This window comes from Leifsonia sp. TF02-11 (assembly GCF_017565305.1).
Taxonomy (GTDB): domain Bacteria; phylum Actinomycetota; class Actinomycetes; order Actinomycetales; family Microbacteriaceae; genus Leifsonia.
In genome coordinates this window covers 21,195-47,245 of record NZ_JAGEKP010000007.1, presented here as the reverse complement: position 1 = coordinate 47,245, position 26,051 = coordinate 21,195, and the positions used below count along the sequence as shown (strand labels likewise).

19 protein-coding genes are annotated in these 26,051 nt (G+C 70.6%); 1 reads left to right on the top strand and 18 read right to left on the bottom strand.

The features are described 5' to 3' along the window. Positions 1-34: 34 nt before the first annotated feature. The 12 genes from JNB50_RS10495 to pip all read right to left on the bottom strand — a co-directional run bounded on the left by JNB50_RS10495 (position 35) and on the right by pip (position 16,776). Positions 35-1,279, bottom strand: a complete 1,245-nt coding sequence (locus tag JNB50_RS10495; protein WP_208040083.1) for a glycosyltransferase family 4 protein — start codon at positions 1,277-1,279, stop codon at positions 35-37. 7 nt (positions 1,280-1,286) lie between these two features. Beyond that, a complete protein-coding gene (locus tag JNB50_RS10490) occupies positions 1,287-2,396 on the bottom strand; it encodes a glycosyltransferase family 2 protein (RefSeq protein WP_208040082.1) in 1,110 nt (369 codons plus the stop codon). Continuing rightward, positions 2,393-3,502: a DegT/DnrJ/EryC1/StrS aminotransferase family protein gene (locus tag JNB50_RS10485; protein ID WP_208040081.1), complete on the bottom strand. Its 1,110-nt coding sequence runs from the start codon at positions 3,500-3,502 to the stop codon at positions 2,393-2,395. The genes JNB50_RS10490 and JNB50_RS10485 overlap by 4 nt, the downstream gene beginning before the upstream one ends. Continuing rightward, the gene (locus tag JNB50_RS10480) at positions 3,499-5,028 is read right to left on the bottom strand and encodes an oligosaccharide flippase family protein (protein WP_208040080.1); all 1,530 of its coding nucleotides are present in this window, start codon (positions 5,026-5,028) and stop codon (positions 3,499-3,501) included. Before JNB50_RS10480 ends, JNB50_RS10485 begins: the two co-directional genes overlap by 4 nt. Then, a complete protein-coding gene (locus JNB50_RS10475) occupies positions 5,025-6,092 on the bottom strand; it encodes a glycosyltransferase (RefSeq protein WP_208040079.1) in 1,068 nt (355 codons plus the stop codon). Before JNB50_RS10475 ends, JNB50_RS10480 begins: the two co-directional genes overlap by 4 nt. After that, a complete protein-coding gene (locus tag JNB50_RS10470; RefSeq protein ID WP_208040078.1) occupies positions 6,089-7,309 on the bottom strand; it encodes a glycosyltransferase in 1,221 nt (406 codons plus the stop codon). The genes JNB50_RS10475 and JNB50_RS10470 overlap by 4 nt, the downstream gene beginning before the upstream one ends. Next, positions 7,306-7,947, bottom strand: a complete 642-nt coding sequence (locus JNB50_RS10465; RefSeq protein ID WP_208040077.1) for an acetyltransferase — start codon at positions 7,945-7,947, stop codon at positions 7,306-7,308. The genes JNB50_RS10470 and JNB50_RS10465 overlap by 4 nt, the downstream gene beginning before the upstream one ends. Next, positions 7,944-9,095, bottom strand: coding sequence for a DegT/DnrJ/EryC1/StrS aminotransferase family protein (locus tag JNB50_RS10460; protein ID WP_243768347.1), 1,152 nt, complete (start codon positions 9,093-9,095; stop codon positions 7,944-7,946). The genes JNB50_RS10465 and JNB50_RS10460 overlap by 4 nt, the downstream gene beginning before the upstream one ends. Next, positions 9,092-10,087 carry an NAD-dependent epimerase/dehydratase family protein gene (locus tag JNB50_RS10455; protein WP_208040076.1) on the bottom strand — a complete coding sequence of 332 codons (996 nt, stop codon included), beginning with the start codon at positions 10,085-10,087 and terminating at the stop codon, positions 9,092-9,094. The genes JNB50_RS10460 and JNB50_RS10455 overlap by 4 nt, the downstream gene beginning before the upstream one ends. Beyond that, a complete protein-coding gene (locus tag JNB50_RS10450; protein ID WP_208040075.1) occupies positions 10,084-11,169 on the bottom strand; it encodes a Gfo/Idh/MocA family protein in 1,086 nt (361 codons plus the stop codon). The genes JNB50_RS10455 and JNB50_RS10450 overlap by 4 nt, the downstream gene beginning before the upstream one ends. Before the next feature lie 66 nt (positions 11,170-11,235). Further along, a complete protein-coding gene (locus JNB50_RS10445) occupies positions 11,236-15,708 on the bottom strand; it encodes a DUF4082 domain-containing protein (RefSeq protein ID WP_307794684.1) in 4,473 nt (1,490 codons plus the stop codon). A gap of 108 nt (positions 15,709-15,816) precedes the next feature. Then, positions 15,817-16,776: a prolyl aminopeptidase gene (gene pip / locus JNB50_RS10440; RefSeq protein WP_208040074.1), complete on the bottom strand. Its 960-nt coding sequence runs from the start codon at positions 16,774-16,776 to the stop codon at positions 15,817-15,819. 206 nt (positions 16,777-16,982) lie between these two features. On the opposite strand from pip, the gene JNB50_RS10435 reads away from it, so the two are divergent. Then, positions 16,983-17,963, top strand: a complete 981-nt coding sequence (locus tag JNB50_RS10435; protein WP_208040073.1) for a malate dehydrogenase — start codon at positions 16,983-16,985, stop codon at positions 17,961-17,963. 412 nt (positions 17,964-18,375) lie between these two features. Here JNB50_RS10435 and JNB50_RS10430 read toward each other — a convergent pair whose 3' ends face one another. The 6 genes from JNB50_RS10430 to JNB50_RS10405 form a co-directional block, all read right to left on the bottom strand. After that, positions 18,376-20,496 (bottom strand): acyl-CoA dehydrogenase, encoded by a 2,121-nt coding sequence (locus JNB50_RS10430; RefSeq protein ID WP_208040072.1) that lies wholly within the window; start codon positions 20,494-20,496, stop codon positions 18,376-18,378. Between the two features lie 164 nt (positions 20,497-20,660). Then, positions 20,661-21,113 (bottom strand): DapH/DapD/GlmU-related protein, encoded by a 453-nt coding sequence (locus JNB50_RS10425; protein WP_208040071.1) that lies wholly within the window; start codon positions 21,111-21,113, stop codon positions 20,661-20,663. A 167-nt stretch (positions 21,114-21,280) separates the two neighbouring features. Beyond that, the gene (locus JNB50_RS10420) at positions 21,281-23,074 is read right to left on the bottom strand and encodes a glycoside hydrolase family 3 protein (RefSeq protein WP_208040070.1); all 1,794 of its coding nucleotides are present in this window, start codon (positions 23,072-23,074) and stop codon (positions 21,281-21,283) included. Positions 23,075-23,240: 166 nt separating this feature from the next. Next, complete coding sequence (locus JNB50_RS10415) at positions 23,241-24,200, bottom strand: carbohydrate kinase family protein (RefSeq protein WP_208040069.1); 960 nt, start codon at positions 24,198-24,200, stop codon at positions 23,241-23,243. After that, a complete protein-coding gene (locus JNB50_RS10410; RefSeq protein ID WP_208040068.1) occupies positions 24,197-25,087 on the bottom strand; it encodes a carbohydrate ABC transporter permease in 891 nt (296 codons plus the stop codon). Before JNB50_RS10410 ends, JNB50_RS10415 begins: the two co-directional genes overlap by 4 nt. Then, the gene (locus JNB50_RS10405; protein ID WP_208040067.1) at positions 25,087-26,049 is read right to left on the bottom strand and encodes a carbohydrate ABC transporter permease; all 963 of its coding nucleotides are present in this window, start codon (positions 26,047-26,049) and stop codon (positions 25,087-25,089) included. The genes JNB50_RS10410 and JNB50_RS10405 overlap by 1 nt, the downstream gene beginning before the upstream one ends. Positions 26,050-26,051 lie beyond the last annotated feature (2 nt).

The following is a 26,051-nucleotide window of genomic DNA, read 5'->3' as shown; positions in this document are numbered from 1 at the left end:
ATGGTTGTCAATTCAGGTCGCGCCAAGAATCGGATCATGATAGCACGTCAAAGTGACCCGTTGGGGGGACAGGGGAAGGCGACGACGGGGTGACGGCCGAGAGGATGCGATCGGAGACGATCGCCTGAGCGGGGCCCCATCCTCGGCGCACCGAGTCCGCCATCCGCACGATGTCGTCCGGCTTCGGCGGGTCGTCGACGACGCGTTCCAGCGCGTCGGCGATGCCCTGCGGCGTGGGGAAGGCCCAGGCGACTCCGGGGTTCGAGAGGTCGGCCCTGGCGAGGGGTGAGTCGTTCACGACGGCGACGACACCGGCCGCGAGCATCTCCTCGGCGACCAGCGAGATGTTGGTGTACGAGAGCGCGAGGCCGACACTGCAGCGGTTGTAGAGCGCGTTGAGCTCGGCCGGGGACAGCTTGCCGTGGTGCTCGTACGGGATGGTCCAGCCCGTCACCGGGGCGCCGTACAGGTGGATCGGGACGTCGGGGCGTGCCGCGTGGAAGCGCTCGAGGGCGAGCTTCGCCACGAGATATCCTCTGCGGTCCACGCCGGGGCGGGCGTAGAGCACGACGCCCGGACGGTCGTGGAGCTCTGACGGCCGGTAGACGTCGGTGTCGCAGCCGAACGGCGCGACGACGCTCGGCACCCCGATGCGCTCGAGCTCGCCCCCGACCATGTGACCGAGCGCGATGGTGTCGAAGCCGAACCGGTAGGTGTCCTCCGCCAGCGTGGCGAGCGAGCCTTTCGGATAGAAGTACGGCTCGAAGTCCTGCGCGAGGTAGAACACCGGGACGCGCACACGCAGTCGCGAGGCCAGCACGTGGGCGGTCTCCCACGAGCTGGCGACGCACGCGTCGACATCGCGGATGCCGGATCGCGCGTCCGCCACCGCGACCCTGAGGGTCGGCCAGCTGGTGCGCAGCACCTCCAAATGCCGGGAGATGTCGGCTCCGTCGCGGTCGTAGAGGAACAGCGTGCAGTCCGCTCCGCGCTCCGCGAGCGCCGCCACCATCCCGAAGAGGGTGGTGTGCCCGCCGGAGCCGGCGGCCGGCGGCGTGCACACCCACCCGATGCGGATGCGCTCCGCCCTCGCCGGCAGCGGGAGCGACTCCAGGCGGGCCCGCACGGTCACGGAGTCGGCGATGTCCTCCGGCGAGATGGGCAGGTCCGGCTCGCCGTCCGAGAGCCGGGCCGAGAGCTTCTGCAGCACACGGCGGGCGGCCTCGGTGCTGCCCAGGCGGCGGAGACGGGAGAATCGGGCGATCAGCGTGTCGGGCATCGTCGCCTCAGATGCCTCGTGCGCGCCACCGGGCACGGCCGGTGACGAGTTCGATCCGGTGCGAGACGGCCGCCGCGAACAGCGAAGGTGAGAAGCGCGCCCGACTCCGGCCGAGGCGGATGGCACGCTCGGCCGCTCGTCCGCGCGGCAGGGCGGCCAGGTCGTCGGTCATGGTTCGCGCGAACGCGAGGTAGGCCGCGGTCTCCTCGGTGTCGCCGCGACCCGCCGAGTACGCCTGCGTGGTGCGCACCAGTGCCTCGTTCGCGAGGGCGCGGTGTGCGAGCCCGAGCAGACGGGCGGCCTCCTCGGAATCTCCGACGCCGTCGGTCAGCAGCGTCTCGAACGCCGCCGCCCGCTCGGAGAACTCGGTCATGACGCCGACCTCGCGTGCCGACAGGCTTGCCGCGTGCTCCCGGTGCCAGGCCTGATCGACGCCGGCCACCCAGGCCACGTCCGACGCGCGTGCGATGCGGAACCACATCTCCATGTCGTGCGTGTGCGCCAGATCGCGCTGCCCGCCCACCTCGGCGACCACCGACGAGCGCATGACCACCTCGGGCGACGTGATGCAGTTCGTCCCCAGGCGGCACCGGGACTCCAGCCAGTCCGCTCCCTTCCAGATGACCCACTCGGTCACCCGCTCACGGGCCGTGGTGGGGAGGTCGCCCTCGAAGTGGACGGGGTGCCCGTAGACGAGCCCGACCTCCGGGTGCCGCTGGAGGAGCGCGACGGCGCGGGCCAACGACCCCGGCGTGAGTGCGTCGTCGGCGTCCAGGCGCACCAGGAACTCGCCGTGCGCCTCTGCAAGGCCGGCGTTGAACGTCGCGACCGGTCCGGCGTTCGCCGGCCGCGCGATCACGCGGACGCGGTCGTCCCCGGCCGCGAGACGCCGCGCCACGGCGAGCGAGTCATCGGTCGAGTGGTCGTCGACGACGATGACCTCGACCTCCACATGCTTCTGGCTGAGGACGCTGCCCACGGCATCGGGAAGGTAGCGGGCGTAGTTGTACGTCGGGACGACGACGCTCACCGTCGGGCGCCCGTGCGGACTCTGCGCCACGGCGCCACCGCGCTCGGTGCTCGCCGGTCGCAGCGCGAAGGTCCCCCGGGCGGTCACGATGCCATCGCCTTCCGCAGCTCGTCGGCGACGACCTCCTGCTGCTCGGCCGTGATGCCCGGATAGATCGGGAGCGAGAGCAGTCGGTCCGCGAACTCCTCGGCGACCGGGAAGTCGTGCGGGTCGTAGCCATCGCCGGCGAAGGCGGGCAGACGGTGCAGCGGGGTCCGGTAGTGCAGGCCGGCGCCGACACCGGCGGAGTTGAGGCGGGCGAGCACCGCGTCGCGCCCCGGGACGCGCACCACGTACTGGTGGAAGACGTGCACGTTTCCCGGCACGACGGCGGGTGTCGTCACGTCCAGGTCCGCGAGCAGCTCGTCGTAGCGGGCGGCCGCGGCGCGGCGCTGCTCGTTCCAGGCGTCGAGGCGGCGGAGCTTCGCCGAGAGCACCACCGCCTGGAGGCTGTCCAGCCGCGACGTCGTGCCGAATTCGGTGTGCTCGTACCGCGCGACACCGCCGTGGTTGCGGAGCCTTCTGGCGTGCTCGGCGATCTCCGGATCGTTGGTGGTCATCGCGCCGGCGTCGCCGTAGGCGCCGAGGTTCTTGCCGGGGTAGAAGCTGGTCGCCGCCGCGACCCCCAGCCCTCCGGAGACGGCGCCGTTCCTCGACGCGCCCTGCGACTGGGCGGCGTCCTCGATGACGAGCACGCGACCGGGGGCGATCCCGGCGAGCTCCTCGATCGGGGCGAGCTGGCCGTACAGGTGCACTCCGACGATCGCGCGCGTGCGCGGGCCGATCGCGGAGGCGGCCCGCTCGACATCGATCAGGTAGTCGCGATCGCAGTCCACCAGCACCGGACGGGCACCGGCGCGGACGACGCCCTCCGCCGTCGCGACGAAGGTGTTCGTCGGCACGATGACCTCGTCGCCCTCGCGGACGCCTGCGGCGCGCAGGGCGATCTCGACGGCGTCCGTTCCGCTGCCGAGCCCGACCGTCTCGCGGACGCCGCTGTACTCGGAGTACTGCTGCTCGAAGGCCTCCACCTCCGGCCCGAGGATGTACCCGCTGCTGGCGAAGACCCGTGCGAAGCCCTCGCGGACCTCGTCCTCGATCTCCCGGTGCTGGAGGGAGAGGTCCCCCGCGGGGACGGACTGCGTGACGATCATCGCGATTCCTCTTTCGTTCTGCCGCCGGTCGGTGCATCGGCGGCGGCGGCGGCGACCACCACGTCCCCTGCGGTCTCTGGAACCTCCACAGCGGTGCCGTCGCGGGTGCCGCGGACGTCGGTGTAGAGGCGGCGCAGCCACCGCGCCATCAGGATGCCGTACGCGGCTGCTCCGGCCAGACCCCCCAGAACGAGGCCCAACCAGGGGAGCTGCGGCAGCAGCGAGGCGACGCCCCAGGCGACGAGGCCGCTCGCCACGGACGCGATCGTCGGCCACACCAGCCCGGCGGCGAGAGGCCCCACGGCTATCCGTGACGCCATCCGGACGGCGAGCAGGGACGCGGGGACCACCACGAGGGCGGCGATGCCCGCGTCGGCGAGGGCGGCGCCCTCGAGCCCCCAGAGCGCGACGGAGCCGATCATCGCCGGGATGAGGAGGACGAGCCACAGCGCCTGCACCCAGAACAGCAGGCGGGGGGAGCCGCTGGCGACGATCGCGTCGAAGAGCAGCGCGAGCACTGTGCGGGCAGCGCCGTAGACGGCGAGGAGGGCGAGCACCGGAGCGGCGGCGGCCCAGCGTTCCCCGTAGAGGGTCTGGATCAGGGGCGCGGCGAGCGCGGAGCACATCGCGGCGACGAAGAAGAAGAGTCCGGTGCTCGTCCGAAGTGCGGTGCTCAGATAGCGCGCGAACAACCGCGCGTCGTTCTTGGCCCGGGACAGCAGCGGCAGGCCGAGGTTGAAGAGCACGCTCTGCGAGAAGCCCAGCGGCCAGGATGCGACGTTGTTGGCCAGCGTGAAGTAGCCGAGCGGAACGGCCCCGCGCATCCGGCCGAGGGCGATGACATCGACCGTGCCGATCGCGTAGCCGGTGAGGTTGGCACCGACCATCGGCATCCCGAACTGGACGAGCGCCCTGGCCTGCTCCGAGTGGAAACCGGGGCGCACCTTCGGAGCCATGAGGATCAGAGCGACCGTCGAGACCAGCTGCCCGGCGACCCTCGACCAGGCGAAGGCGAGCGCACCCCAGCCCCACACGGCGAAGAGGATGAGCGTGGCGCTGCCCACGACGAAGTTGAGGGCGTCGGCGCGGAAGCGGAGGTCCTGGCGGAACTCCCGGGTGAGCAGAGCGCTCGGGATGGCGCTGGGGCCGGCGAGCAGCACGGCGATCGACATGACCGCGATCGGGGCCGTGGCGGCCGGCGCGCCCAGCAGGCCGGCGAGCGGCGCGGAGCTGCCGAACATGATGAGGGCGAGGAGGGCGGAGGTCGCGACAGCGACCGTGACGGCCGTGCGCACGAGGTCGTCGACCGGTCCACTGTGCCGGATGACGGCCGAGCCGACCCCGAGCTCGCTCACGTTCACGACGATCGAGTAGACGATCAGGGTGACGGCGAAGACACCGAAGTCGTGCGGGGCGAGGAGGCGCGCGGCGACGATCCCGACACCGAACTGTCCGACCTTGGTCAGCACGACGCCGCCGCTGCTCCACGCGGCGCTGCTGGCGACGCGGCGCCCGAGGCCGGTCACAGCCCCGTCCTCCGCCAGCGCCGCCACTGCAGCGAGTCGCCCGCCTTGCGCACCCGGGCTCCCGCTCCGGCCGCGAGCCGGCGCACGGGAGAGATCCTCGGGCACCGACGCTCGGCGACATCACGCCAGGCCGGGCTCGACACGACGGACGGGTCGAGGGACTCGGCCACGGCGAGGTACTCGGCGATCGGCTCGGTCTCGGCGCGGCGGTCGAGGGCGCGCTGCGCGAGTCTCACCGCGTCGGCGGCGAGCGCACGGCGGCTGCGCTGCCGCAGCTGCGCATCCTCGCCGTTCCGTGCCGCGTCGAAGTCGAAGAACGCTTCGAAGGCCGCGACGCGGCCGCGGAGGTCGGAGAGGAAACCGGCGTGGATGGTCCGCTGCATGCTCTGGGCGTGGACCCGGTAGAAGCCCTGCACCGGACCGTTGACCCTGGCCACGGAGCCGACGGAGGCCAGCCGCAGCCAGAGGTTCAGGTCGCTCGCCTCCGGCAGGTCGGCCCGGTGGCCGCCCACCTCCCGCAGCGCCGAGCGGCGCATCATCACCTCGGGCTGCATGATGACGTTGTGCGCACGGTCGGCGAGGTGGCCCAGCCACTCCCGACCGGCCCACACCGACCAGGTCACCGACGCGGGATCGGCGGCGGGGACGTCGGTCTCGAAGGTCTCGGGGAGCCCGTAGACCAACGAGACGGTCGGGTACGCCCGCATCAGCCGTGCGGAGCGGGCGAGGGCGCCGGGGGGCACGATGTCGTCGGCGTCCATCTTCACCACGAGGTCGGCGCCGGCGGCGTCGAGAGCGTCGTTGAAGGTCTGGATGTGACCGCGGTTCTCGGTGTGCCGGATGAGCGTCACGCGCGGGTCGGCGGCGAGCTCGGTGGCGATGGCGACGCTGTCGTCGGTCGACGCGTCGTCGACGATGGTGACGTCGACGTCGACCCCCTCCTGGGCGAGGATGCTCTCCACACACGCCCGGAGGTACCGGGCGTAGTTGTAGCAGGGCACCACGACGGACACGCGCGGGAGGTCGTCGCGGTCGACGGCGGGGACGGGGACGGTGCGGATCATGAAACGGCTCCGATCGCGACGGTGCGGGTGGCCGGACGGTGCACCGTGCGCACCGCGACGGCGTGCTTGGCCAGCCGGGTCGCGTCGCGGGCGGCGGCGGCCGCCCGGGCCGCGGCCGGGATGCGCCGATCGACGACGCGCCGGTAGTCGGCGACGAGAGCGCCGGCCGCCGCAGCGAGGCTGAACCGCTCCACGACGAGGTCGCGGCCGAGCTGCCCCAGCTCCGCGAGGCGCTCCTGACCGGACGCGAGCAGGGATTCGAGCGCCGACCGGCACCGGGTTTCGCCTCCCGAGCCCGGTCCGACTCCGTACCAGCCCTGGTCGAGGAAGACCGGCATGCTCTCCTCGGTCAGGGTGAGCCAGAATCCGCCCTCGCCCTGCACGAGCAGCGGCTTGGCGTGCGCGAGCGCTCTGAGCGCGGAACCGCCCATCCCCACGCACAGGTCGGCGGCTGAGTAGAACGGGTGCGGATCGCTCTGGTCTCCGGCGAGGACGACGACGGGGCGACCGCGCTCCCGGTTCACCCGGGCCGCGGCGTCCTCCACCGTTCGGCGCATCGGGCCGTCGCCCACGATGAGGAAGCGCACCGGACGGGAGGCTGCGAGCGCGCCGACGGCGGCGATGGCCTCCAGCAGGCCTTCCAGCTTCAACCTCGCCGCGAGCCGCCCGACGGCGACGATGAGCGTCTCGTCCGGCCCGATCCCCCACTCGCCGCGGACCCGCGCCACGGTGGCGGCATCCGCGGGGGCGTTTCGGTCGATGTCGATGGGCGGCTCCATGAGCGTGACATCCGGGCGCGTCCGGCTCTCATCGCGCTGCAGCGCGCGGGTGCCGACCACCATCGGCACCCAGTCGGGGATGAGGTACGGGACGTCCATCGACAGCACGGTCGAGAGGAGAGGGGTGCCGTACAGTAGCGCCGGCCCGAAGACGGCGTCGAGTGTGGTGTTCCATTCGTAGGCGTGCACCAGATCGAAGCGCTCCCGACGCACGAGGCGCGTCAGAGCGGCGGTCGCCGACGGGGAGGGCGCCATGCGCCGATCGGGCGCGGGGACGTAGCGCAGGCCGCGTGCACGGATGTCGTCGGCGAGCACGCCGTCCGGCGCGAACACCGCGACCTCGAATCCCGGGCGCTTCGACACTTCGTGGGCCAGCTCGATGGCGTTGATCTGGCTGCCGCCGATCTCGAGTGTGTGCGCGTAGACGAGGACCTTCATCGGAGGACCCCCGTTCGCTCGCTCAGGGGGCGCCCCGGCACGCCGGCCCAGGTTTCGCCGGCCGGGACGTCGTTCAGGATCACGGAGCCCATCCCGACGGTCGCCTGGCCGCCCACGTTGACGCGCTGGCGCACGGACGCGTTCATGCCGAGATAGGCCGCGCTCGCGATGCGCACCGCTCCGCCGAGGACGACCCCGGCCGCCAGCGTGGCGTAGTCCTCGACGATGTCGTCGTGGGTGAGGGTGCAGTTGGGCATCACGACGACGTGACGGCCGACTCGCACGTCGGCGGTCAGCACCGTGCCGGCAAGGATGATGCTCCCCTCGCCGATCCGGCTGTTCGCCGACACGTGCGCCGCATCGTCCACGAGCGTCGCGAAGCGCTCGCGCCCGATCCCGAGCCGGCCCAGCCGGTCGACGATGCCACGGCGCGCCGCTCCGGACCCGACGCAGACCGCGAACGATCCGGGGAGCCCTCCGGCGAGCTCGATGCCGCCGAGCACCTCCACACCTCCGACGTCATGCCCGTGCAGGGTCTCGTCGTCGTCGAGGACGCCGATCACCCGATGCCCCGCCTGCCGCATGGCCATCACCTCGCGCGCGAGTCCGCTGGCGGCGATGAGGACGAGGTCCCTCATGCCGCACCCCGCAGCTCCGATGCCTCCAGCAGAGCGTCGACGACACGGACCTGCTCGGCGTCCGTCAGCTCGTGGAAGAGCGGCAGGATGAGCGACCCGTCGGTGAGCCGCTCCGTGACCGGGAGCGGCGCGGAGCCCGTGTCGAGTCCGCGGTAAGCAGGCTGGCGGTGGGCCGCCATGATCCCCCGTCGGGCGGAGACGTCCGCCTCTGCGAGCACTTCCAGGGTCCGCTCGCGCGTCGCCCCGAAGGCCGGTTCGATCTCGACCCAGTACGACTGGAAGTTGCCGGTCCCCCACGACGGGTCGGCGACGGGCCGCAGGCCGGGAATGGGCGCGATCAGCTCCGCATAGCGCGCGGCGAGCTCACGCCGCCTGGCGACGATCCGGTGCAGCCTGCCGAGTTGCACGATGCCGACGGCCGCCTGCAGGTCGGTCATCCGGTAGTTGAAGCCGATCTCGGTGTACTCCTCCGCGGGGGCGAGGGTGCTCGCCTGGCGGTCGGCGGCCGAGATGCTCATCGCGTGCTCGCGCAGTCGGCGCGCACGCTCGGCCCAGGCCCGGTCGCCGGTCGTCAGCATCCCGCCCTCCCCGGTGGTGAGCAGCTTGCGCGGGTGGAACGACCACGCCGTCACGTCCGCGCCGACGCCGACGGGTCGTCCCCGGTAGGTGGAGCCGGCACCGCACGCGGCGTCCTCGATGACGACGATGCCGCGCGGGTCGCAGACGGCTCTGATCGCGTCGAGGTCGGCCGGCACACCGCCCTGGTCGACGACGATGACGGCGCGCGTGCGCGGAGTGAGCGCCTCGGCGACCGTCTCTGCCGTGAGGTCGCCGGTGGCGGCGTCCACGTCGGCGAACACCGGGCGGGCGCCGACGTAGGTCGGCGCGTTGGCCGTGGCGATGAAGGAGAAGGACGGGACGACCACGTCGTCGCCCTGCCCGACTCCGGCCACGACGAGGGCGAGGTGCAGCGCGGTGGTGCAGTTCGACGTGGCCACCGCGTGGTCGACGCCCATCGCCGCCGCGAACTCCTCCTCGAAACGCGCGACGCGCGGCCCCTGGGCGACCCAGCCGGAGGCGATGACCTCGGTGACCGCGGCGATCTCCTCCTCGCCCAGCCACGGCTTCATGACGTTGATGCGGCTCATGAGTTCACCAGCGCTCGTCCTGCGGCGATCTCCTCCCGCAGCGGACGCCACCAGGCGACCAGCTCGCGCAGGCCCTCCTGCAGCGGCACCTCGGCGGTGAAGCCGAGATCGCGCTGAGCAGCGGTGATGTCGGCGAGCCGGCGGGTGACGCCGTTGACGGCGCGCTCCGGGCCGTGCTCCACGTCGAGGTCGGAGTCCATCGCGGCCAACAGCGCCTCGGCGAGCCCGAGCAGGCTCGTCTCCGAGCCGCTGGCGATGTTGTAGACGCCCTCGCGGACGTCCGCGGTCGCGGCGAGGATGTTCGCCCTCGCGATGTCCTCGGTGTAGACGAAGTCCATCGTCTGCCGGCCGTCGCCGAAGATGAGCGGCGCCTTGCCGTCCGCGATCCTCTCCATCCAGCGCACGAGCACCTCGGTGTAGAGGCCGTGAACGTCCATGCGCGGCCCGTAGACGTTGAAGTAGCGCAGGATGACGTAGTCGAGGCCGTTCATCGCACGGAAGCTGCGCAGCATCCCCTCGTTGAACGACTTGGCTGCGCCGTAGAAGGTGTCGTTGTTGTGGTGGTGGTGACGCTCGGTGGTCGGGAACTCCTCGGCCAGGCCGTAGACGGACGCACTCGACGCGCTGATGAGCTTGTCGACGCCGTGCTCGACGGCGGCCTCGTAGACGTTGAAGCTCCCGTCCACCAGCACCTCCAGCGCGAGACGCGGTTCCTCTGCGCACTGCGTGATGCGGATCGCCGCCTCGTGGTAGACGAGGTCCTTGCCGCGGGTGACGTCGTGGACGAGGTCGCGGTCGCGGAGGTCTCCCTCGACGAGGGTGACCCGTCCGGACGCGAGCGCGTCATCCAGGTTGGCGAGACGGCCGCGCACCAGGTTGTCCAGCACGTCGATGTGGGCGACGCCCGCGTCCAGGAGCTGGTCGACGATCTGTGAGCCGATCGTGCCGGCGCCTCCGGTGACCAGGACGTCGGCTCCGCTCAGGGCGGTCACCGCGCACCAGCCAGCTCGTCGGCCGGCGCGACGGCGGCCGACGCGACGGTTTCCACCGGGACCACCGCTCCGTTCCCGGCGAGGCTGCGACTCGCCGCCTCCAGCACCGACAGCACCCGCAGGCCGGCTGTGCCGTCCGTGCGCGGAGCGCGGCGCTCACGGATCGACTCCGCGAACTCGGCGGCCATCTGGCCCAGCGCCTCCCGCTCCGGGAGGGCGGGCGACCAGGTGTCGCCGAGCCGGTACGAGACCGTTGCTGCGGTGCGCTCGACCCCGTCGACGGCCTGCAGGGAGAGATCGACGCCGCGATCGTAGACGCTGATCCGCTGCTGCGGGTTCAGGTCGTCCCAGACGAGCGTCCGCTTGGTGCCGCCGATGACCATCTGGCGGATCTTGGTGGGGCTCAGCCAGTTGACGTGCACGTGCGCCATCGCCCCGTTGGCGAGCGGGAGCACCAGGTAGCCGACACACGCTTTCCCCGCGCCGAGCGGGTCGGCGCCGTGAGCGGAGAGCTCGTCGGGTCGCAGCCCACCTGGGAGGATGAAATCGATGATCGAGAGGTCGTGCGGTGCGAGGTCCCAGAACACATCGACGTCGGGCTGGATGAGCCCGAGGTTGATGCGCGTCGAGTCGATGAAGAGGATGTCGCCGAGGGCGCCCTCTTCGATGAGTTCGCGGATCTTCAGGACCGCCGGCGTGTAGCAGTAGGTGTGATCCGCCATCAGGACCAGACCGTTCGCCGACGCCGTGTCAACCATGGCGCGACCCCGGTGACCGGCGTCGGCGAGCGGCTTCTCGACCATCACGTGCTTGCCTGCGGCGAGCGCCTTGATGGCGAGACCGTGGTGCGTGCGGGCGGGGGTGGCGATGGCGACCGCGTCGAGGTCGTCCCGTCCCAGGAGGTCGTCGACGTCGGTGACGACGTCGACCCCTCCCACGCGTGCGGCGAGGCCTTCCGCCCGTTGGCGGTCCAGGTCGCAGATCGCGACCAGCTGCCAGTCCGGGCTCGACGAGAAGTTCCGAGCGAGGTTCGGACCCCAGTAGCCGGCGCCGATCACCGCGATTCGCAGTTGCTTGTCCATAGTGCCCCCAGCACCTTTCTTGTCGTCGGGATCGTCTTCGGGTGGCGATCCCTGGCTTGTGCGCAACTACTGCGACGCGACGAAGTGCACGTCCACCCAGTAGTTGTTCGAGACCGTGTTGTTCGGGAAGTTCTGCGAGTACGTGTAGACGCCGCCGTTCGCCACGGTCGACAGCGGCCCGTTGACCACCGGGTTCGCGAGGGTTCCGCTGTCCACCGCGTACGTGCTGGCCGTCGTGAAGTAGCTCGCGCGGTACTCGGTTCCGGCGGTCACGGCCACCGGGGTGGCGAAGTACACGTCCTGCCAGCCGCTGGCAGTCTCTCCTGAGAAGGTGGCCGTCGCCAGCAGGTCACCGGTCGCCGACCAGAGGTAGGCGGTGTGGGTGCCGGTGTCGCTCGAGCCCTTGTAGAAGCGGATGCCCGTGATCTGACCGTTCGTCGATGCGGTGAACCGGACGCCGAGCTGGACCGGCGAGTCGGGCCAGCTCGGGTTGGCGGGCACCGCTGTGCTCGGGAAGATCGACACACCGGGATTCGGGGTGGTGGTCGTCCCGCCGGAGCCGCCGGTCGAGCCGCCCGTGCTCCCGGTCCCCGACGTCTGCGCCGGCGCGAACACGACATCCACGAAGTAGTTCGTCGACTTGTACGAGTAGGTCGGCATGCCGCCGGACGAGCCGTAGAGGTAGACGCCGTTGCTGCCGCCCGGTGCCGTCAGCGGACCGGAGGTCACCGTGGACGCGAACGCGTTCGTCGTGTACGAGTAGTTGCCGTTGGGCGCCAGGTACCCGACCACGTAGACCGCCCCGGGCGTGAGCGTCACCGGCGACGAGAGCTGCGCCGTCTGCCAGCCGATGGCCGTCTCGTTGGTGAAGGTGACCGTCGCCAGCTGGGTTCCTGAGGCGTTCCACAGCGCGCCGACGTGGGTGCCGGTGTTCCCCGCTCCTTTGTAGAACCGGATGGCCGTCACGCTTCCCGCCTGGCTGGCGAGGAACTTCATCCCGAGCTCGACCGCAGAGGAGTCGTCGGTGGCGGACGGGGTGGCCGGCACCGTGCTTCCCAAGAGCGTGTACGCCGACGGCGCTGTGTTCTTGACCGCGAACGACCACGTCTGAGTGGCGAGGCTCGCCCCCTGCGTCGAGGTCACTCCGCTGAGGGTCGCCGCGATCGTCGCTCCAGCGGCGAGCGGAGCGGACGGGGTGAACGTGATGGTGGTGCCGTCCTGCGAGAGCACGGAACTGCCCGCGACGGCGGTCGAGCCGTTGGCCACGTTCAGCGTCCATCCCGAGGACGAGATCGGCGACGACAGCGTGATCGCGATCGTGGACGACGGGTCCACCTCGACGGCGCCGTTGGCCGGCGACTCCGACACCACCGAGATCGGGTCCGGCGGCTTGGTGAACACCACGTCGACCAGATAGCTCGTGTTGACGGAGGTCGTCGGGTAGGCATCGGTGTAGTTGTACGTCCCCGCGCCGATCCCAGCGGTCAGCGGACCCCTCGTCACGGCCGAGGCGAACTGGTTCGGCGTGACCGAATAGCTGCCGGTCGTCGTCCGGTAGGAGACGACGTACTTCGTCCCGGCCGTGATGTTCACCGGCGAGCTGAAGAGCACGGTCTGCCATCCGGCCGTCGACTCGTTGGTGAAGGTGGCCTGGGCGAGCTTGGTTCCCGACGCGGACCAGAGAGTGCCGACATGGGTGCCGGTGTTGGCCTGGTTCTTGTAGAAGCGCACGCCGGTGACCTGACCGTTCGAGCTGCTGCTGAACGTCATCCCGAGAGTGACGGGCGAGTCGGAGACCTGCAGCACCGACGGGACCGTCGTGTCGGTGAAGACGCCGCACGGGCAGACTCCCGCCGCGGTGTCGGGCTTGGCGGTCGTGAAGCTCCAGGAGCCGCCCGACGACAGGGTGATGTTGTTCGCGTCCGTCGCGGTCAGCGTCACGGAGTAGGTGACGAAGCCGCTGAGCGCCGCCTTCGGGGTGAACGTGACGGTCCGCGTCGACGACGCGTAGCCCACGGTGCCGGCGACGGTGTTGCCGAGCTGGTCCTTCACGGTGACGGAGATGTTCGCCGGCGGGACGTCCCGCGACAGCACGGCGCCGATGGTGGTCGAGGCGGCCACGGAGGACGAACCGGGCAGCGGCCACTGGCCGGTCGCGACCAGGGGTGAGGTGTCCGTCGCGACGTACACCGGGTCGACCCAGTAGTTGGCCTGCTGGAACTGGCTCTGCGGGTACTGCCCGACGGCGGTGTTGTAGACGCCGTTCACGGCTCCGAAGCCGCCGGCGACGGTGAACGGCGCGTTCGTCTGGTTCGCGTACGGCCATTGGTAGGAGGTGGCCGAGTAGTGACCGTTCGGCGCCGAGTACGACACCGTGTACGTCGTGCCCGCCGTGACAGCGACGGGCGAGACGAAGGCGGCCGTCTGCCACCCCGATGCGGACTCGTTCGAGAAGGTGACGGTCGCGAGCCGGTTACCGTTCGCATCCCACACCGAACCGGTGTGCGTTCCGGTGTTCGTGCTCGCCTTGTAGAAGCGGACGCCGCTGATGTAGCCGTTCTGCGTCGGGGTGAAGCGCAGGCCCAGCTCGACGGCGGTCGGGTCGCCCGAGTCCGCGGTCGCCGGGGCCTGCACGCCGAAGAAGGTCGCCGGTCCGGTGACGTTCACGGATCGGGAGACCGGGGTCGACACGTTCGCGCTGTCGTCAGAGGCCCGCACCTGCAGCGGCACGCTGCCGAGCCCGTGCTGGACGTACGTGTACGACCACGACGTCGTGCCCGTCGCTGAGTGCCAGGTAGTGCCGCCATCGGTGGAGACCTCCACGCCGGCCACGACACCTCCGATGTCGGTCGCTGTGCCGCTGACGGTGGCGCTCGCCCCGTTGGCGACGGTCGCTCCCGCTGCCGGGCTCGTGATGGTCACGATCGGCGGCGTGGTGTCGATGCTCGCAGTCGCCGGCACCAATCCCGGCGACAGCGTCTGCGGCTGAACGCCCATGTCGGCGAAGAGGTTCACCTCGGCCTGCTGCATCCGCGGGTCGGCCGGCGCTCCTGCGCCGTCGTGCTGGGCGTCCAGTCCCCACGTCCACTGGATGGTTCCCGCTCCGAAGACCAGGGCTCCGCTCGCCGCCTTGTACAGCGTGATCGAGTGGGTGGTCGTGCCCGGTGCGGTGACCGTTCCGAAGTCCTGCAGGTAATCGGGCGCAGGGCCGGTCGTGCTCGACAGCCGGATCAGGCCGGCCGGACTGAATCCGTTGTCGAGGACCTCGTCGGACTCGTAGCCGACTGTGTGCGCGGCGAGGGCGGTGCTTGCCCCGCTCATGCTGGACAGGCCGGTGTTGCGCCAGAGGCGTGTCGTTCCCTGCGCTTTGGTGACGGTGATCGGGAGGTCGGTGAAGTTCGACATGTACGCGGTGCCGGTGAGACCGTTCTCCGGCAGTCCGGCGCCGTTGGCCGTGGACGCGAACCGCGGGTCGCGCCACGTGCCCGTCCATTCCGGCGTCGGGTCGATCTTGGCGTTGCTCCAGGTCTCCTTGTACGACACCAGCGTCCGGTAACTCGTCGCCGTCCCGGCGACCGAGGGCTCATACCTGGTGTGCCAGTAGACCTCGTTGCCGGACAGGAACTGGGCGTTGACGCCGGCGTTGATGGCGGACTGGATGTGGGCGCGCTGCGCGGCGGACACGTATTCGTCGTGCCCGACCGAGAGGAAGACCTTGTGGTTCAGGAGCTCCGACCCGTAGCGGTCGGTGTCGACACCGCTGAAGTACGAGACGTCATAGCCGTTCTTCTCCAGGAACCGCACCATCGCGTACTCGGAGCTGAAGTAGAAGTCCCGGCCGGAGTTGTTGCCCCGCGTGACGATCGGCCGGTTGTAGCTGATCTTGTACGCGCGGCCGTTCGCGCCGCCCTGGTAGAAGTCGTAGCCGCCGTAGGTGTTGTAAGCCTGCCAGGTCGGGTCGGACGTCTGGAACAGGACCTTGGAGGTGCTCGCGTCGTTGCGCACGACGAAGGTGATCTGGCTCTGTCCTCCGGTGTCGGACCGGGTGAGCAGCGCGATGTAGACCCCGGAGACGGCCGTCGGCGGGACGGTCCACGAGGCGCTCAGCGCCCAGTTGCCGCAGTCGACCAGCTCCACCGTCGAGTCCGTATAGCACGACGGCTGGTTCTGCGGCAGCGCGGCGGACGGGGTGACGTCGGCGATCTTGCGCGCACCGAGACCCTGGTAGTAGCCGGTGCGGAAGATCTGGATCGTGTACGCGCGAGCGTCCGTGTCGATCTTGAAGCCGATCGTCCCGCCCACATTGACGCTGATGTCCGTCGAGAAGCCTTGGATGCTGCTGTCGCCGGAACCGTCGATGTCCCAGACGGACGGGTCGGTCCCTGGCAGCGCGTTCTCGCAGGCCACCGGGTTGCTCGTGGCGTTGCAGCCGCTGTCGGCCTTCGCGGGAGTGCCCATCACGACGGCCACCCAGGCGGTCAGGACGACGACCATCGCCGCGGCGATGGTGACGATCGGGGCCCAGCGCCTGTCCAGCACCAGCCCGCGACGCCCTCTTGACTGAGCAATTCTCACACATGAGAGATTGTCACAATTTCTCGAGGATTGCTCGCCCCCTTTTTAGGGGGCCGTGTCAGTGCACGGCTGTCATCGGTCGGCGAACCGGTCGGTCGCCTCGATGAGCGCGTCGAGGATGCCGGGCTCATCGTAGGCGTGGCCGGCGTCTGCGATGATCTGCAGGTCGGCCTGCGGCCACGCCCTGTGCAGGTCCCACGCGGTCATCGCCGGCGTGCAGACGTCGTAGCGGCCCTGCACGATGACGCCGGGGATGTCCGCCAGCCGGTGCGCGTCGCGGATCAACTGGTCCTCCTCGAACCAGCCTCCGTTCATGAAGTAGTGGTTCTCGATGCGCGCGAAGGCGACCGCGTACTTCTCCTCGGTGAAGCTCTCGACGACCTCCGGGCGGGGCAACAGGGTGATCGTGGACGACTCCCAGCGCGACCAGGCGATGGCGGCCGGTCCGTGCACGGCAGGGTCCTCGTCGGCGAGCAGCCTGCTGTACGCGCGGATGAGGTGGCCGCGGTCCTCCTCGGCGACCGGCTCGACGAAGCCCTCCCACAGGTCGGGGAACAGCGCGGCCGCCCCGCCTTCGTAGAACCAGTCGAGCTCCGCCGGCCGAAGGGTGAAGATGCCGCGCACGATCAGCTCGGACACCCGCTCCGGATGCGTCTCGGCGTACGCGAGCGCCAGCGCGCTCCCCCACGACCCGCCGAAGACCTGCCAGCGTTCGATGTCGAGGTGCTCGCGCAGCTTCTCCATGTCGGCCACGAGGTTCCAGGTGGTGTTGGTCGACAGGTCGGCGTCGGGATCGCTGGCGTGCGGGAGGCTCTTGCCGCAGTTGCGCTGGTCGAACAGGACGATCCGGTACCGCTCCGGGTCGAACAGCCGGCGGTGGGAGGGCGTGGTGCCGCCGCCGGGCCCGCCGTGCAGGAACACGACCGGCTTGCCGTCCGGGTTGCCGCTGGCCTCCCAGTACACCTGCTGGCCGTCGCCGACGTCCAGCATCCCGCTGTCGTACGGCTCGATCTCGGGGTAGAGGCTGCGCATGGTGCGACTGTAGCGGTGCGCGAGGGCAACGGAGGAGATCCGGGCCGGGCCGCACCGAAATCGCCGGCCGCCGCCCGCGGGCCAGCGGGCGCCGGTCGGGAACGGAGGATTCCCGGTCCGGCAGCGGCCCCACCTCCTCCGTTCCCTGCGATTCGGGCGCCCGCGACGGCAGGACTCCTCCGTTGCCGACGCGCTAGGCTCGCAGCATGACCACCCCCGTGACCGTCGCCGTCACCGGCGCCGGTGGACAGATCGGCTACGCCCTCCTCTTCCGAATCGCCTCAGGGCAGCTGTTCGGGCCGGACGTGCCCGTGCGCCTCCGGCTGCTGGAGATCCCGGCGGGTCGCGCCGCCGCCGAGGGCACCGCCCTCGAACTGCAGGACGGCGCGTTCCCGCTGCTGCACTCCGTTGACGTCACCGAGGACGCCCGCGCGGCGTTCGACGGGGTGAACGCCGCCCTGCTCGTCGGCGCCCGCCCGCGCACCGCCGGGATGGAGCGCGCCGACCTCCTGGAGGCGAACGGCGGCATCTTCGGACCGCAGGGCTCGGCGCTGAACGCGGGGGCGGCGGACGATGTCCGCGTACTCGTCGTCGGCAACCCGGCCAACACCAACGCGCTGATCGCCAGCGCGCACGCCCCCGACATCCCGGCCGAGCGGTTCACCGCGATGACGCGGCTCGACCACAACCGCGCGGTCGCGCAGCTCGCGGCCAAACTCGGGGTGCCCGTGTCGGCGATCGACGGTGTGATCGTGTGGGGCAACCACTCGGCCAGCCAGTACCCCGACCTCAGCCACGCCACCGTGAACGGTCGCCCGGCGACGGAGCTCGTCGACGAGGGATGGCTCGCCGACGAGTACATCCCGCGGGTGGCGAACCGGGGCGCCGAGATCATCGCGGTGCGCGGCTCGTCGTCGGCGGCCTCCGCCGCCAGCGCCGCCGTCGACCACCTGCACGACTGGGTGAACGGCACCGGCGCGCACTGGACGTCCGCCGCCGTGGTCTCCGACGGCTCCTACGGGGTGCCGACGGGCCTGATCTCGTCGTTCCCGGTGCGCTCGGTCGACGGCCGCTGGGAGATCGTGCAGGGCCTCGACATCGACCCGTTCTCGCGCGAACGCATCGACACGTCGGTCGCCGAGCTGGTCGCCGAACGCGAGGCCGTCCGCGCCCTCGGCCTGCTGTAGCGCCCGCCGCGCCGCGCCCCTCGCGGCGCCTCGCCTCGCGGCCTCGCGGCCTCGCACATTCGTCACGAATCCCGACATTCGTGCCACGAAACACGACATTCGTCACGAATCCCGACATCCACCTCCCTGGCGCACGCAGATTCGTCACGAATCGCGCCACCCGCCTCCCCGGCGCACGCACATTCATCACGAATCCCGACGCCCGCTCCCCGGCGCACGCACCTTCGTGACGAATCCCGACATTCGTGGCACGAAACACGACATTCGTCACGAATCGCGACATCCACGTCCCCCGCGCACGCAGATTCGTCACGAATCCCGACATTCGTGGCACGAAACACGACATTCGTCACGAATGTCGCCGTGCCTCACAGGGTGTGGGGATTCGTGACGAATGCTGACCGCGACCGCGTCAGCGGTGCTTCGCCGGCGCCTTCTCGGGAGTGGGCAGCGTGCCGTTCGCGCGGCGCTCGGCGTAGTAGGCGCGGGCCTCGGCCTGGCGCTCGGCCTCGGCGCCGCTCGCGATCTTCGCGCGGACGAGCTCGGGACCGTAGCCGAACGCGTCGACGAGGTCGACCGCGTGCGGGCGCAGGCGCGCAAGCAGCCGGTCGATGTACGCCGAGACGGCCTGAGCGCGCTGCGGCGACAGGCGGCCGTGGATCAGGTACCAGGCCAGGTGCTTCTCGATCAGACCGAAGCCGAACAGGTCGCGCAGCCAGGTCAGCACCTGCTTGGTGCCGGCGTCGGGCGCCTGCTCCAGCGCCTCGGTGAACGCCTCCCACTGCAGCAGCTCGCCGTGGGCGCGCGCCGCCTCGATCAGCTCGTTCTGCTGCGGGTTGAACAGGTCGGCCGCGGCCTTCTTGCCGAGCTTGGAGGCCGGGCGGAGGCGTCCGCCGATCTCCGAGATCATCGTCTCCACCCGGTCGGTGAGCAGCTCGCGCTGCGTCGCCGACTCCTGCAGCCAGTTGACCGACCGCGCCGTCGAACCGAAGTCGCGCACGGTCTGGCCGACGCTGCGCAACCCGGTGCCGTGGTACGCCTTGCCCGCCGCCTGCACGACGACGTAGCGGGCCAGCGCGCCGGCGTCCGCCTTGGCGAACTTGCGGCTGAAGTCGGTCAGCAGCCGCTTGGCGACCAGCTGCAGGAGGACGTTGTTGTCGCCCTCGAACGTGACCCAGATGTCGAGGTCCTGCCGCAGGGAGGTGATGCGGTTCTCGGTGAGGAAGCCGGCGCCTCCGCAGGCCTCCCGCGCCTCCTGCAGCGTGTCGAGCGCGTGCCAGGTGCTCAGCGGCTTGAGGGCGGCCGCGATGGTCTCCAGGTCCTGCCGGTCGGCGTCGCTGTCGGCCTTGCCGCTGAACACGTCGTCGAACTTGCTCAGGAAGACCTCGTGCGCGAACCCGGCAGCGTACGTGGTGGCGAGCAGCGGCAGCAGCCGCCGCTGGTGGCGCTGGTAGTCGAGGATGACCTCCTCGTCGGTGTCGCTGCCCGCGGTGAACTGGCGGCGCTGGTCGGCGTAGGTGATCGCGATCTTCAGTGCGATCTTCGACGCGATGGTCGCGGAACCGTCGAGCGAGACGCGGCCCTGCACGAGCGTGCCGAGCATGGTGAAGAAGCGGCGGCCCGGGCTGGCGATCGGCGACGTGTACGTGCCGTCCTCCGCGACGTCGCCGTAGCGGTTCAGCAGGTCGGTGCGCGGGATGCGCACACCGGTGAAGTGCAGCCTCCCGTTGTCGATGCCGTTGAGGCCGCCCTTCTGGCCGTCGTCCTCTCCGCCGATACCGGGGAGGAAGTCGCCGTTGGCGTCGCGAATCGGCACGTAGAAGGCGTGCACGCCGTGGTTCACGCCCTGCGTGACGAGCTGGGCGAACACGACGGCGGCCGTCGCGTCCACGGCGGCGTTACCGAGGTAGTCCTTCCACGCTCCCCGGAACGGAGTGTCGATGACGAACTCCTGCGTCTCGGGGTCGTACGTCGCGGTGGTCGCGACCGCCGCGACGTCCGAACCGTGGCCGGTCTCGGTCATCGCGAACGCGCCGGGAACGTCGAGCGACATGATCGCCGGCAGGTAGGTCTCGTGGTGGTGCTGGGTGCCGAGGTGCAGCACGGCGGCGCCGAAGAGCCCCCACTGCACACCCGACTTGATCTGGAGCGACGGGTCGGCTGCGACGAGCTCCTCGAACGCGGCGATGTTGCCGCCGTGGTCGTCACCGCCGCCGACCGACTTCGGGAAGGCGCGGTGCACCTGTCCGTTCTCCACCAGGAGCTTGAGCTGCTCGAAGACGCGCGAGCGGTGGTCGGCGACCGAAAGCCCCTCCACCTTCTGCAGCTCCGGCCGCGCCGACAGCTCGCGGGAGGCCAGCCGCGCCTCGGCCCACCGGCCCAGCAGCTGGCGGCCCAGCGCCTCCACGTCGACGTGCGGTCCGGCGCCGGTGGGTGCGGTGGCGGCGGCAGCAGCGGCCGCTTCGGATGCGGCGGAGTCTGCGACGGAGGTGGTGCTGGGCTTGGCGGTGGCGCGCTCGGCAGTGTCAACCATGAGTTCCCTCTTCGATCTCTCTACGGTGCCCGCCACGCTACGACTGCCGGGCCGCGAGCGGAAACCGTCGGTGCCGCGGCTACAAAAACGGCCCGCGGGGTCCGCGGGCCGTTTGTGGGAAGCTCCAAATCGCCATCCGCCTGATCAGCGGATGTCGACAACGATCAGGCCGCCCGACGGGTCAGTCGAGGGCCGCTCGGCGGGGCGGCGAGCGCAGCACGCGTCGCCGCGGCACCGCGCAGCTCGATGACGGCGCCGGCCGGCACCTGCTCGTCACGGTCGACGCGAGCACCGTTGCCGATCATCGCGTTTTCGCCGATCTTGACGTTGCTGCCGATGCGCACTCCGCTGCCGACGATGCAGCCCTTGCCGACGTGGACGTTGGCGCCCACGAACGTGCGGTCGCCGATCGTCGCTCCGCTGTCGATCCAGCTGCCCGCGCCGATGTAGGCGTCGAGCCCGATCCGGGCGTCGGCCTCCACGTAGGCGCTGGGCTCGACGTGCGCCGACTCGGCGACACGCGCCGACGGCGAGACGAGGCCTCGCCCGTTCGCGTGCCTTCTGTACTTGATGACTGCGCCGGTCTCGTCCTCGAGCTCTTCGATCCTCCGTGCCATTTCGTCCCCTCCTTCGAGATCGTCGCGAAATTATGCCACCTGACATAACCGTGGAGGCGGAGGAAAGATTCCCTGATCGCCCCACGGAACGGGCACTGTACGCCCGCAACCGCGGGGCGACCAGAGCGAAGGCTCGAAAGTTGCTGAACGCGGACGACCGCGCCCGGCTAGTAGCTCAACCCGTGGCCGAACCGGTACAGCGGGTCGGCCGTGTCGAAGGGCACGTCCGGCCGGTTCGCCCGCACGGCATCCATCGACGACGGGAGGTCCATCGGCAGCCTGCCCTGCGGGGCCGCGTCGCCGAACAGCACGTCGAGCAGGGCGACGGCGCTCGCGCCGTAGTCGGCGGAGATCGCGGCAACCTCGCCCGCGATCGGCGTCAGGATGGCCGGACGGTCGAGGAACACCTGCACTACCGTCGGGACGGCGCGCGCAATGGCGAGCACCTCGTCCACCGTCTCCTGCGCGAAGTCGAGCGAGCCCGCGTGGAAGAAGTTCTCGAACATCGTCGAACGCTGCTCGTAGGGGGCGTGGAGGCGCACCAGCGCGACGTCGGCCTCCTCGACGGTGTCGACGACCGTCGCGTAGGACGCGACGAGCTCAGGATCGAAGCCGCGCACGAGCACCTTGGCGCCACGGGCGAGCGGCAGCACGCCGTCGTTCTTCAGCAGCGTGACGGAGGCGCGCTGGGCGGCCTCGCCCGCCGCCACGAACTCGGCGTTGCCGACGATCGCGGCCGCACGGGCCGGGTCGACCGTCGGCGCGTCGAACAGGCCGAGCCGGAACTTCTCGCGCAGCAGGCGTCGCGCGGACACGTCGAGCCGCTCCTCCGCGACCTCACCGCTGCGGACCAGGTCGATGAGCAGCTCGGGGATGGACTCGCCGCCGAACTGGTCGGCTCCCGCGTAGAGGATCTTGCGCATCCGCTCCCGCGGCGACAGGTGCTCGACGCCCCACGCGCGGGCCGGGAAGGGCTCGCCGCCGATCTCGCCGTCGCTGATCAGCCCCCAGTCGGTGCAGACGATGCCGTCGAAGCCGTAGCGCTCGCGCAGCAGACCGGTGATGACCGACTTATTGAAGCCGAAGCCGACCTCCTCGTACTCGGTGCCGACGGGCATGCCGTAGTACGGCATGATCTGGCTGGTGCCCGCGTCGAAGGCGGCCTCGAACGGCTTGAGGTGCGTCTTGAACTGGCCGCCGGGGTAGACCTGCTCGCGGCCGTACGGGAAGTGCGGGTCTTCGCCGTCCTTCTGCGGCCCTCCGCCGGGGAAATGCTTGGTCATGGTGGCGACCGAGTCCGGTCCGAGCTCGGAGCCCTGGAATCCGCGGATGTACGCGGCGCCGAGCCGCGATGTCAGGTCGGGGTCCTCTCCGAAGGTGGCGGACTGGCGCGCCCAGCGTGGTTCGGTGGCGAGGTCGATCTGCGGGTGCAGGGCCACGCGGATGCCGACGGCGGTGTACTCCTGGCGGGCGATGTCGGCGAACCGCTCCACGAGCTCCTCGTCGCGGATGGCCGCGAGCCCCATGGTCTCGGGCCACTGCGAGAAGGGACCGGCCATCATCGCGGCGAGCGGGTTGTCGCTGAACGAGTGCCGCGGGTCGGTGGAGAAGGTCACCGGGATGCCGAGCCGCGTGCTCGCCGCGACCTCCTGGACCCGGTTGTGCCACTCCGCCATCTCGGCGGCCGTGCTCGCGGCGCCGAAGACGTTGAAGTGCGTCAGGTGCCGGTCGCGGATCATCTCGGTGCTGTCGGCGATGCCGAACGCGGGGTCCGGGCCGGCGACGGTCCCGCCCTCGCCGATCGTCATCATCGTCTGGAAGAAGAGGCCTGCCTTCTCCTCGAGCGTCATCTGCGCGAGCAGGTTCTCGACGCGCTCCTCGATCGGGAGACTCGCGTCGCGGAAGCGGACGTCGACCTCTGCGGTCGACTCGGGGCTGGTGGTCTGGGCGGTGTCGGTCATTCGCACTCCAATGGGCGTCACGGGTAACGCTCACATCATAAACCGACCGTTACTTGGTTTTCGCCGTGAGCCTGACCCGAGCAACAGCGAAGGGCACGTTGTTGTCCCTTTCGACGTGCGAAGGGGACAACAACGTGCCCCTCGGGAGCACGGGTCAGGGAGAGCGCTACGGGACCGGCGCGAGCAGGTCCGGGCGGGTGGCCTGGGCGGCGGTGCCGCCGCGGCCGCGCACCGAGAGCGAACCGGCGGTCGCCGCCCAGCGCAGCCGCTCCTGCTCGTCGGCGACGCCGGCGGACAGCGCCGCGAGGTAGCCGGCGTCGAAGCTGTCGCCCGCGCCGGTGGTGTCGACGACTTCCACGCGCAGGCCGCCGGCCGCGGCGACGCGCGCGCCGCCGTCGAAGGCGATGCCGCCTTCCGCGCCGGCCTTCACGACGACGCGGCAGCCGAGTGTCGAGAGCGCGCTCGCGGCCTCGTCCAGACCGGCCGGAGCCGTGCCGGTGACGGCGGCCGCGATCGCCAGGGCCTCCTCCCGGTTGGGGAGGAACACCGCGACCCGCCGCAGCACGTCCTCCAGCCCGCTCCAGCGCTCGGACGGGTCCCAGTTGGTGTCCAGACTGACCGTGAAGCCGCGCGCGGCCAGCCAGTCGAGGAGCTCGGGCAGCGCCGCCGCGAGCGCCGGCTGCAGGAAATACGACGCGACGTGCACGTGACGCGGCCGCAACCGCTCGACGGCCGCCCGTACCGCCGTCGCCGTCAGGCTCGGGATGGTGCCGGGCAGGGTCAGGATGGCGCGGTCGTGCGGCTCGGAGAGCACGACGGAGAGTCCGGTCGGCACGGCCCCATCGACGGTCACCGCGGAGACGTCGACCCCTGCCGCGCGCACCTCGTCGAGCACGAACGCTCCGAAGCGGTCGTCGCCGACCACCGCGGCGAGCGCGGTGCGTGCGCCGAGCCGGGCGAGCCCGCACGCGACGATCGACGCGCTGCCGCCCAGCAGCAGGTCGGCCGTGTCGAGCAGCTGCTCGGCCTGTCCGAACCGCGGAACCGTGTCGCCGGTGAGCAGGAGGTCGGGATTGGCGTCGCCGACCACGAGCACGTCGACGGCGCCGCCACCGGCCGCGCTCATCCCTTGAGCCCGGAGAAGGTCATCGTCGCGATGAAGTGCCGCTGCGCGAACAGGAAGAACAGGATGAGCGGCAGGGTGGCGATGACGTTGCCCGCCATGATGAGGCTCCAGTCGGTCTGGTGGGCGCCCTGGAAGTTGGCGATGCCCAGCTGCAGCGTGAACGCCTGCTGGTTGTTGATCGCGATGAGCGGCCAGACCAGGTCGTTCCAGGCGCCGAGCAGCGTGAAGATCGCGAGCGTGGCGAGCGCCGGCCGGGCCAGCGGCAGGACGATCCGGAAGAAGATCTGCCAGCGGTTGCAGCCGTCGATCGCGCCGGCCTCCTCCAGTTCGGCGGGCAGCGAGAGGAAGAACTGCCGCATCAGGAAGATGCCGAACGCCGTCGCCAGCCACGGCACGATCGCGGCGCCCAGGCCGTTGAGGAGGCCGAGGTTCGCGAACAGGATGTATGTCGGGATCATCAACAGCTGGGTCGGGATCATGATCGTGGCGAGGATCATCAGGAAGCCGAAGTTGCGCCCGGCGAACTTCAGCCGGGCGAAGCCGTAGCCGGCCAGCGAGCACAGGATCAGATTGGAGACGATCGCGGTCCCCGACACGATGACCGTGTTGCCGAGCCAGAGCATGATGCCCGTCGTGCCGAACAGCTTGGCGTAGCCGTCGAGCGTGAAATGCGACGGGATGAACGGCGGCGGGAAGGCCACCAGCTCCTTCGCGGGGGAGAACGACGCGAGCGTCATCTGCAGGAAGGGCACCAGGAAGAGGATCGCGATCGGGAACAGCACGAAGTGCCAGCCGCTGAACCGCATCCTGCGCTTGTTGCGGCCGTTGCCGGTCTGCGCGGCGACGCGCTCGGTCGCCGACGAGACCTGGTCGAGGACGCTGACCATCAGATCGCCTCCGATCCCCGGCGCCGCGAGTACAGCACGACGCCGATCGTGGTGAGCAGCGTGACAGCGAACAGCACGTACGCGGCCGCGGAGCCGTACCCGAACTGCAGCGCGTGGAACGCTTTGTCGTAGAGGAAGTACACGATCGTCTCCGTGGAGTTGAGCGGCCCTCCCTTGGTGGTGGTGTAGACGAGGTCGAAGAGCTGGATGGCCTCGATCGTCTGCCAGATCGTGACGAACACGGTCACGGGCGCGAGCTGCGGCCAGACGATGCGCCAGAAGGTCTGCCAGCGGTTCGCCCCGTCGATGCGGGCTGCTTCGATCAGGTCGGCCGGCACATCCTGCAGCGCTGCCAGGTAGATCACGGTGGTGAACGCCGCGGCGCCCCAGAGCGACATGATGGCGATGACGATCATGGCCTGGCGCGGGTCGTCGAGCCAGCCCTGCTGCGGGAGGCCGAGCACCCGCAGCACGTTGTTCACGAGGCCGAACTGCGGGCTGAACAGGTAGGTCGACAGGATGCCGGTCGAGGCCGCGGAGGCGACGAACGGCACGAAGATCGCCGTGCGGTAGAAGCCCATCCAGCGGATCCGACGGTTCAGCGCGACGGCCAGGAACAGCCCCAGCAGCACGGAGGCCGGCACGAACAGCAGCGTGAAGCCCACGGTGTTGAGCACCGCGTTGCCGAAGTCGGCGTCGCTCATCAGGTCGGCGTAGTTCTGCCCGCCCACCCAGGTGGCCTGGCTGAAGCCGTCCCAGCTCTGGAACGACAGCACGAACGCCCACAGCGCGGGGAAGATCGACAGCCCCAGGATGATCACCGTCGCCGGGGCGACGAAGCCCCAGCCGGTGAGTGCGGCGGTCACGCCCTGCTTGCGGCGGTACCGGCGGCTGCGCTCGGCGCCGGTCGCCGCCGGCTGCTGCGCCGGCGGCGCCTGTCTCGACACGGTCAGGTCGGCCATGG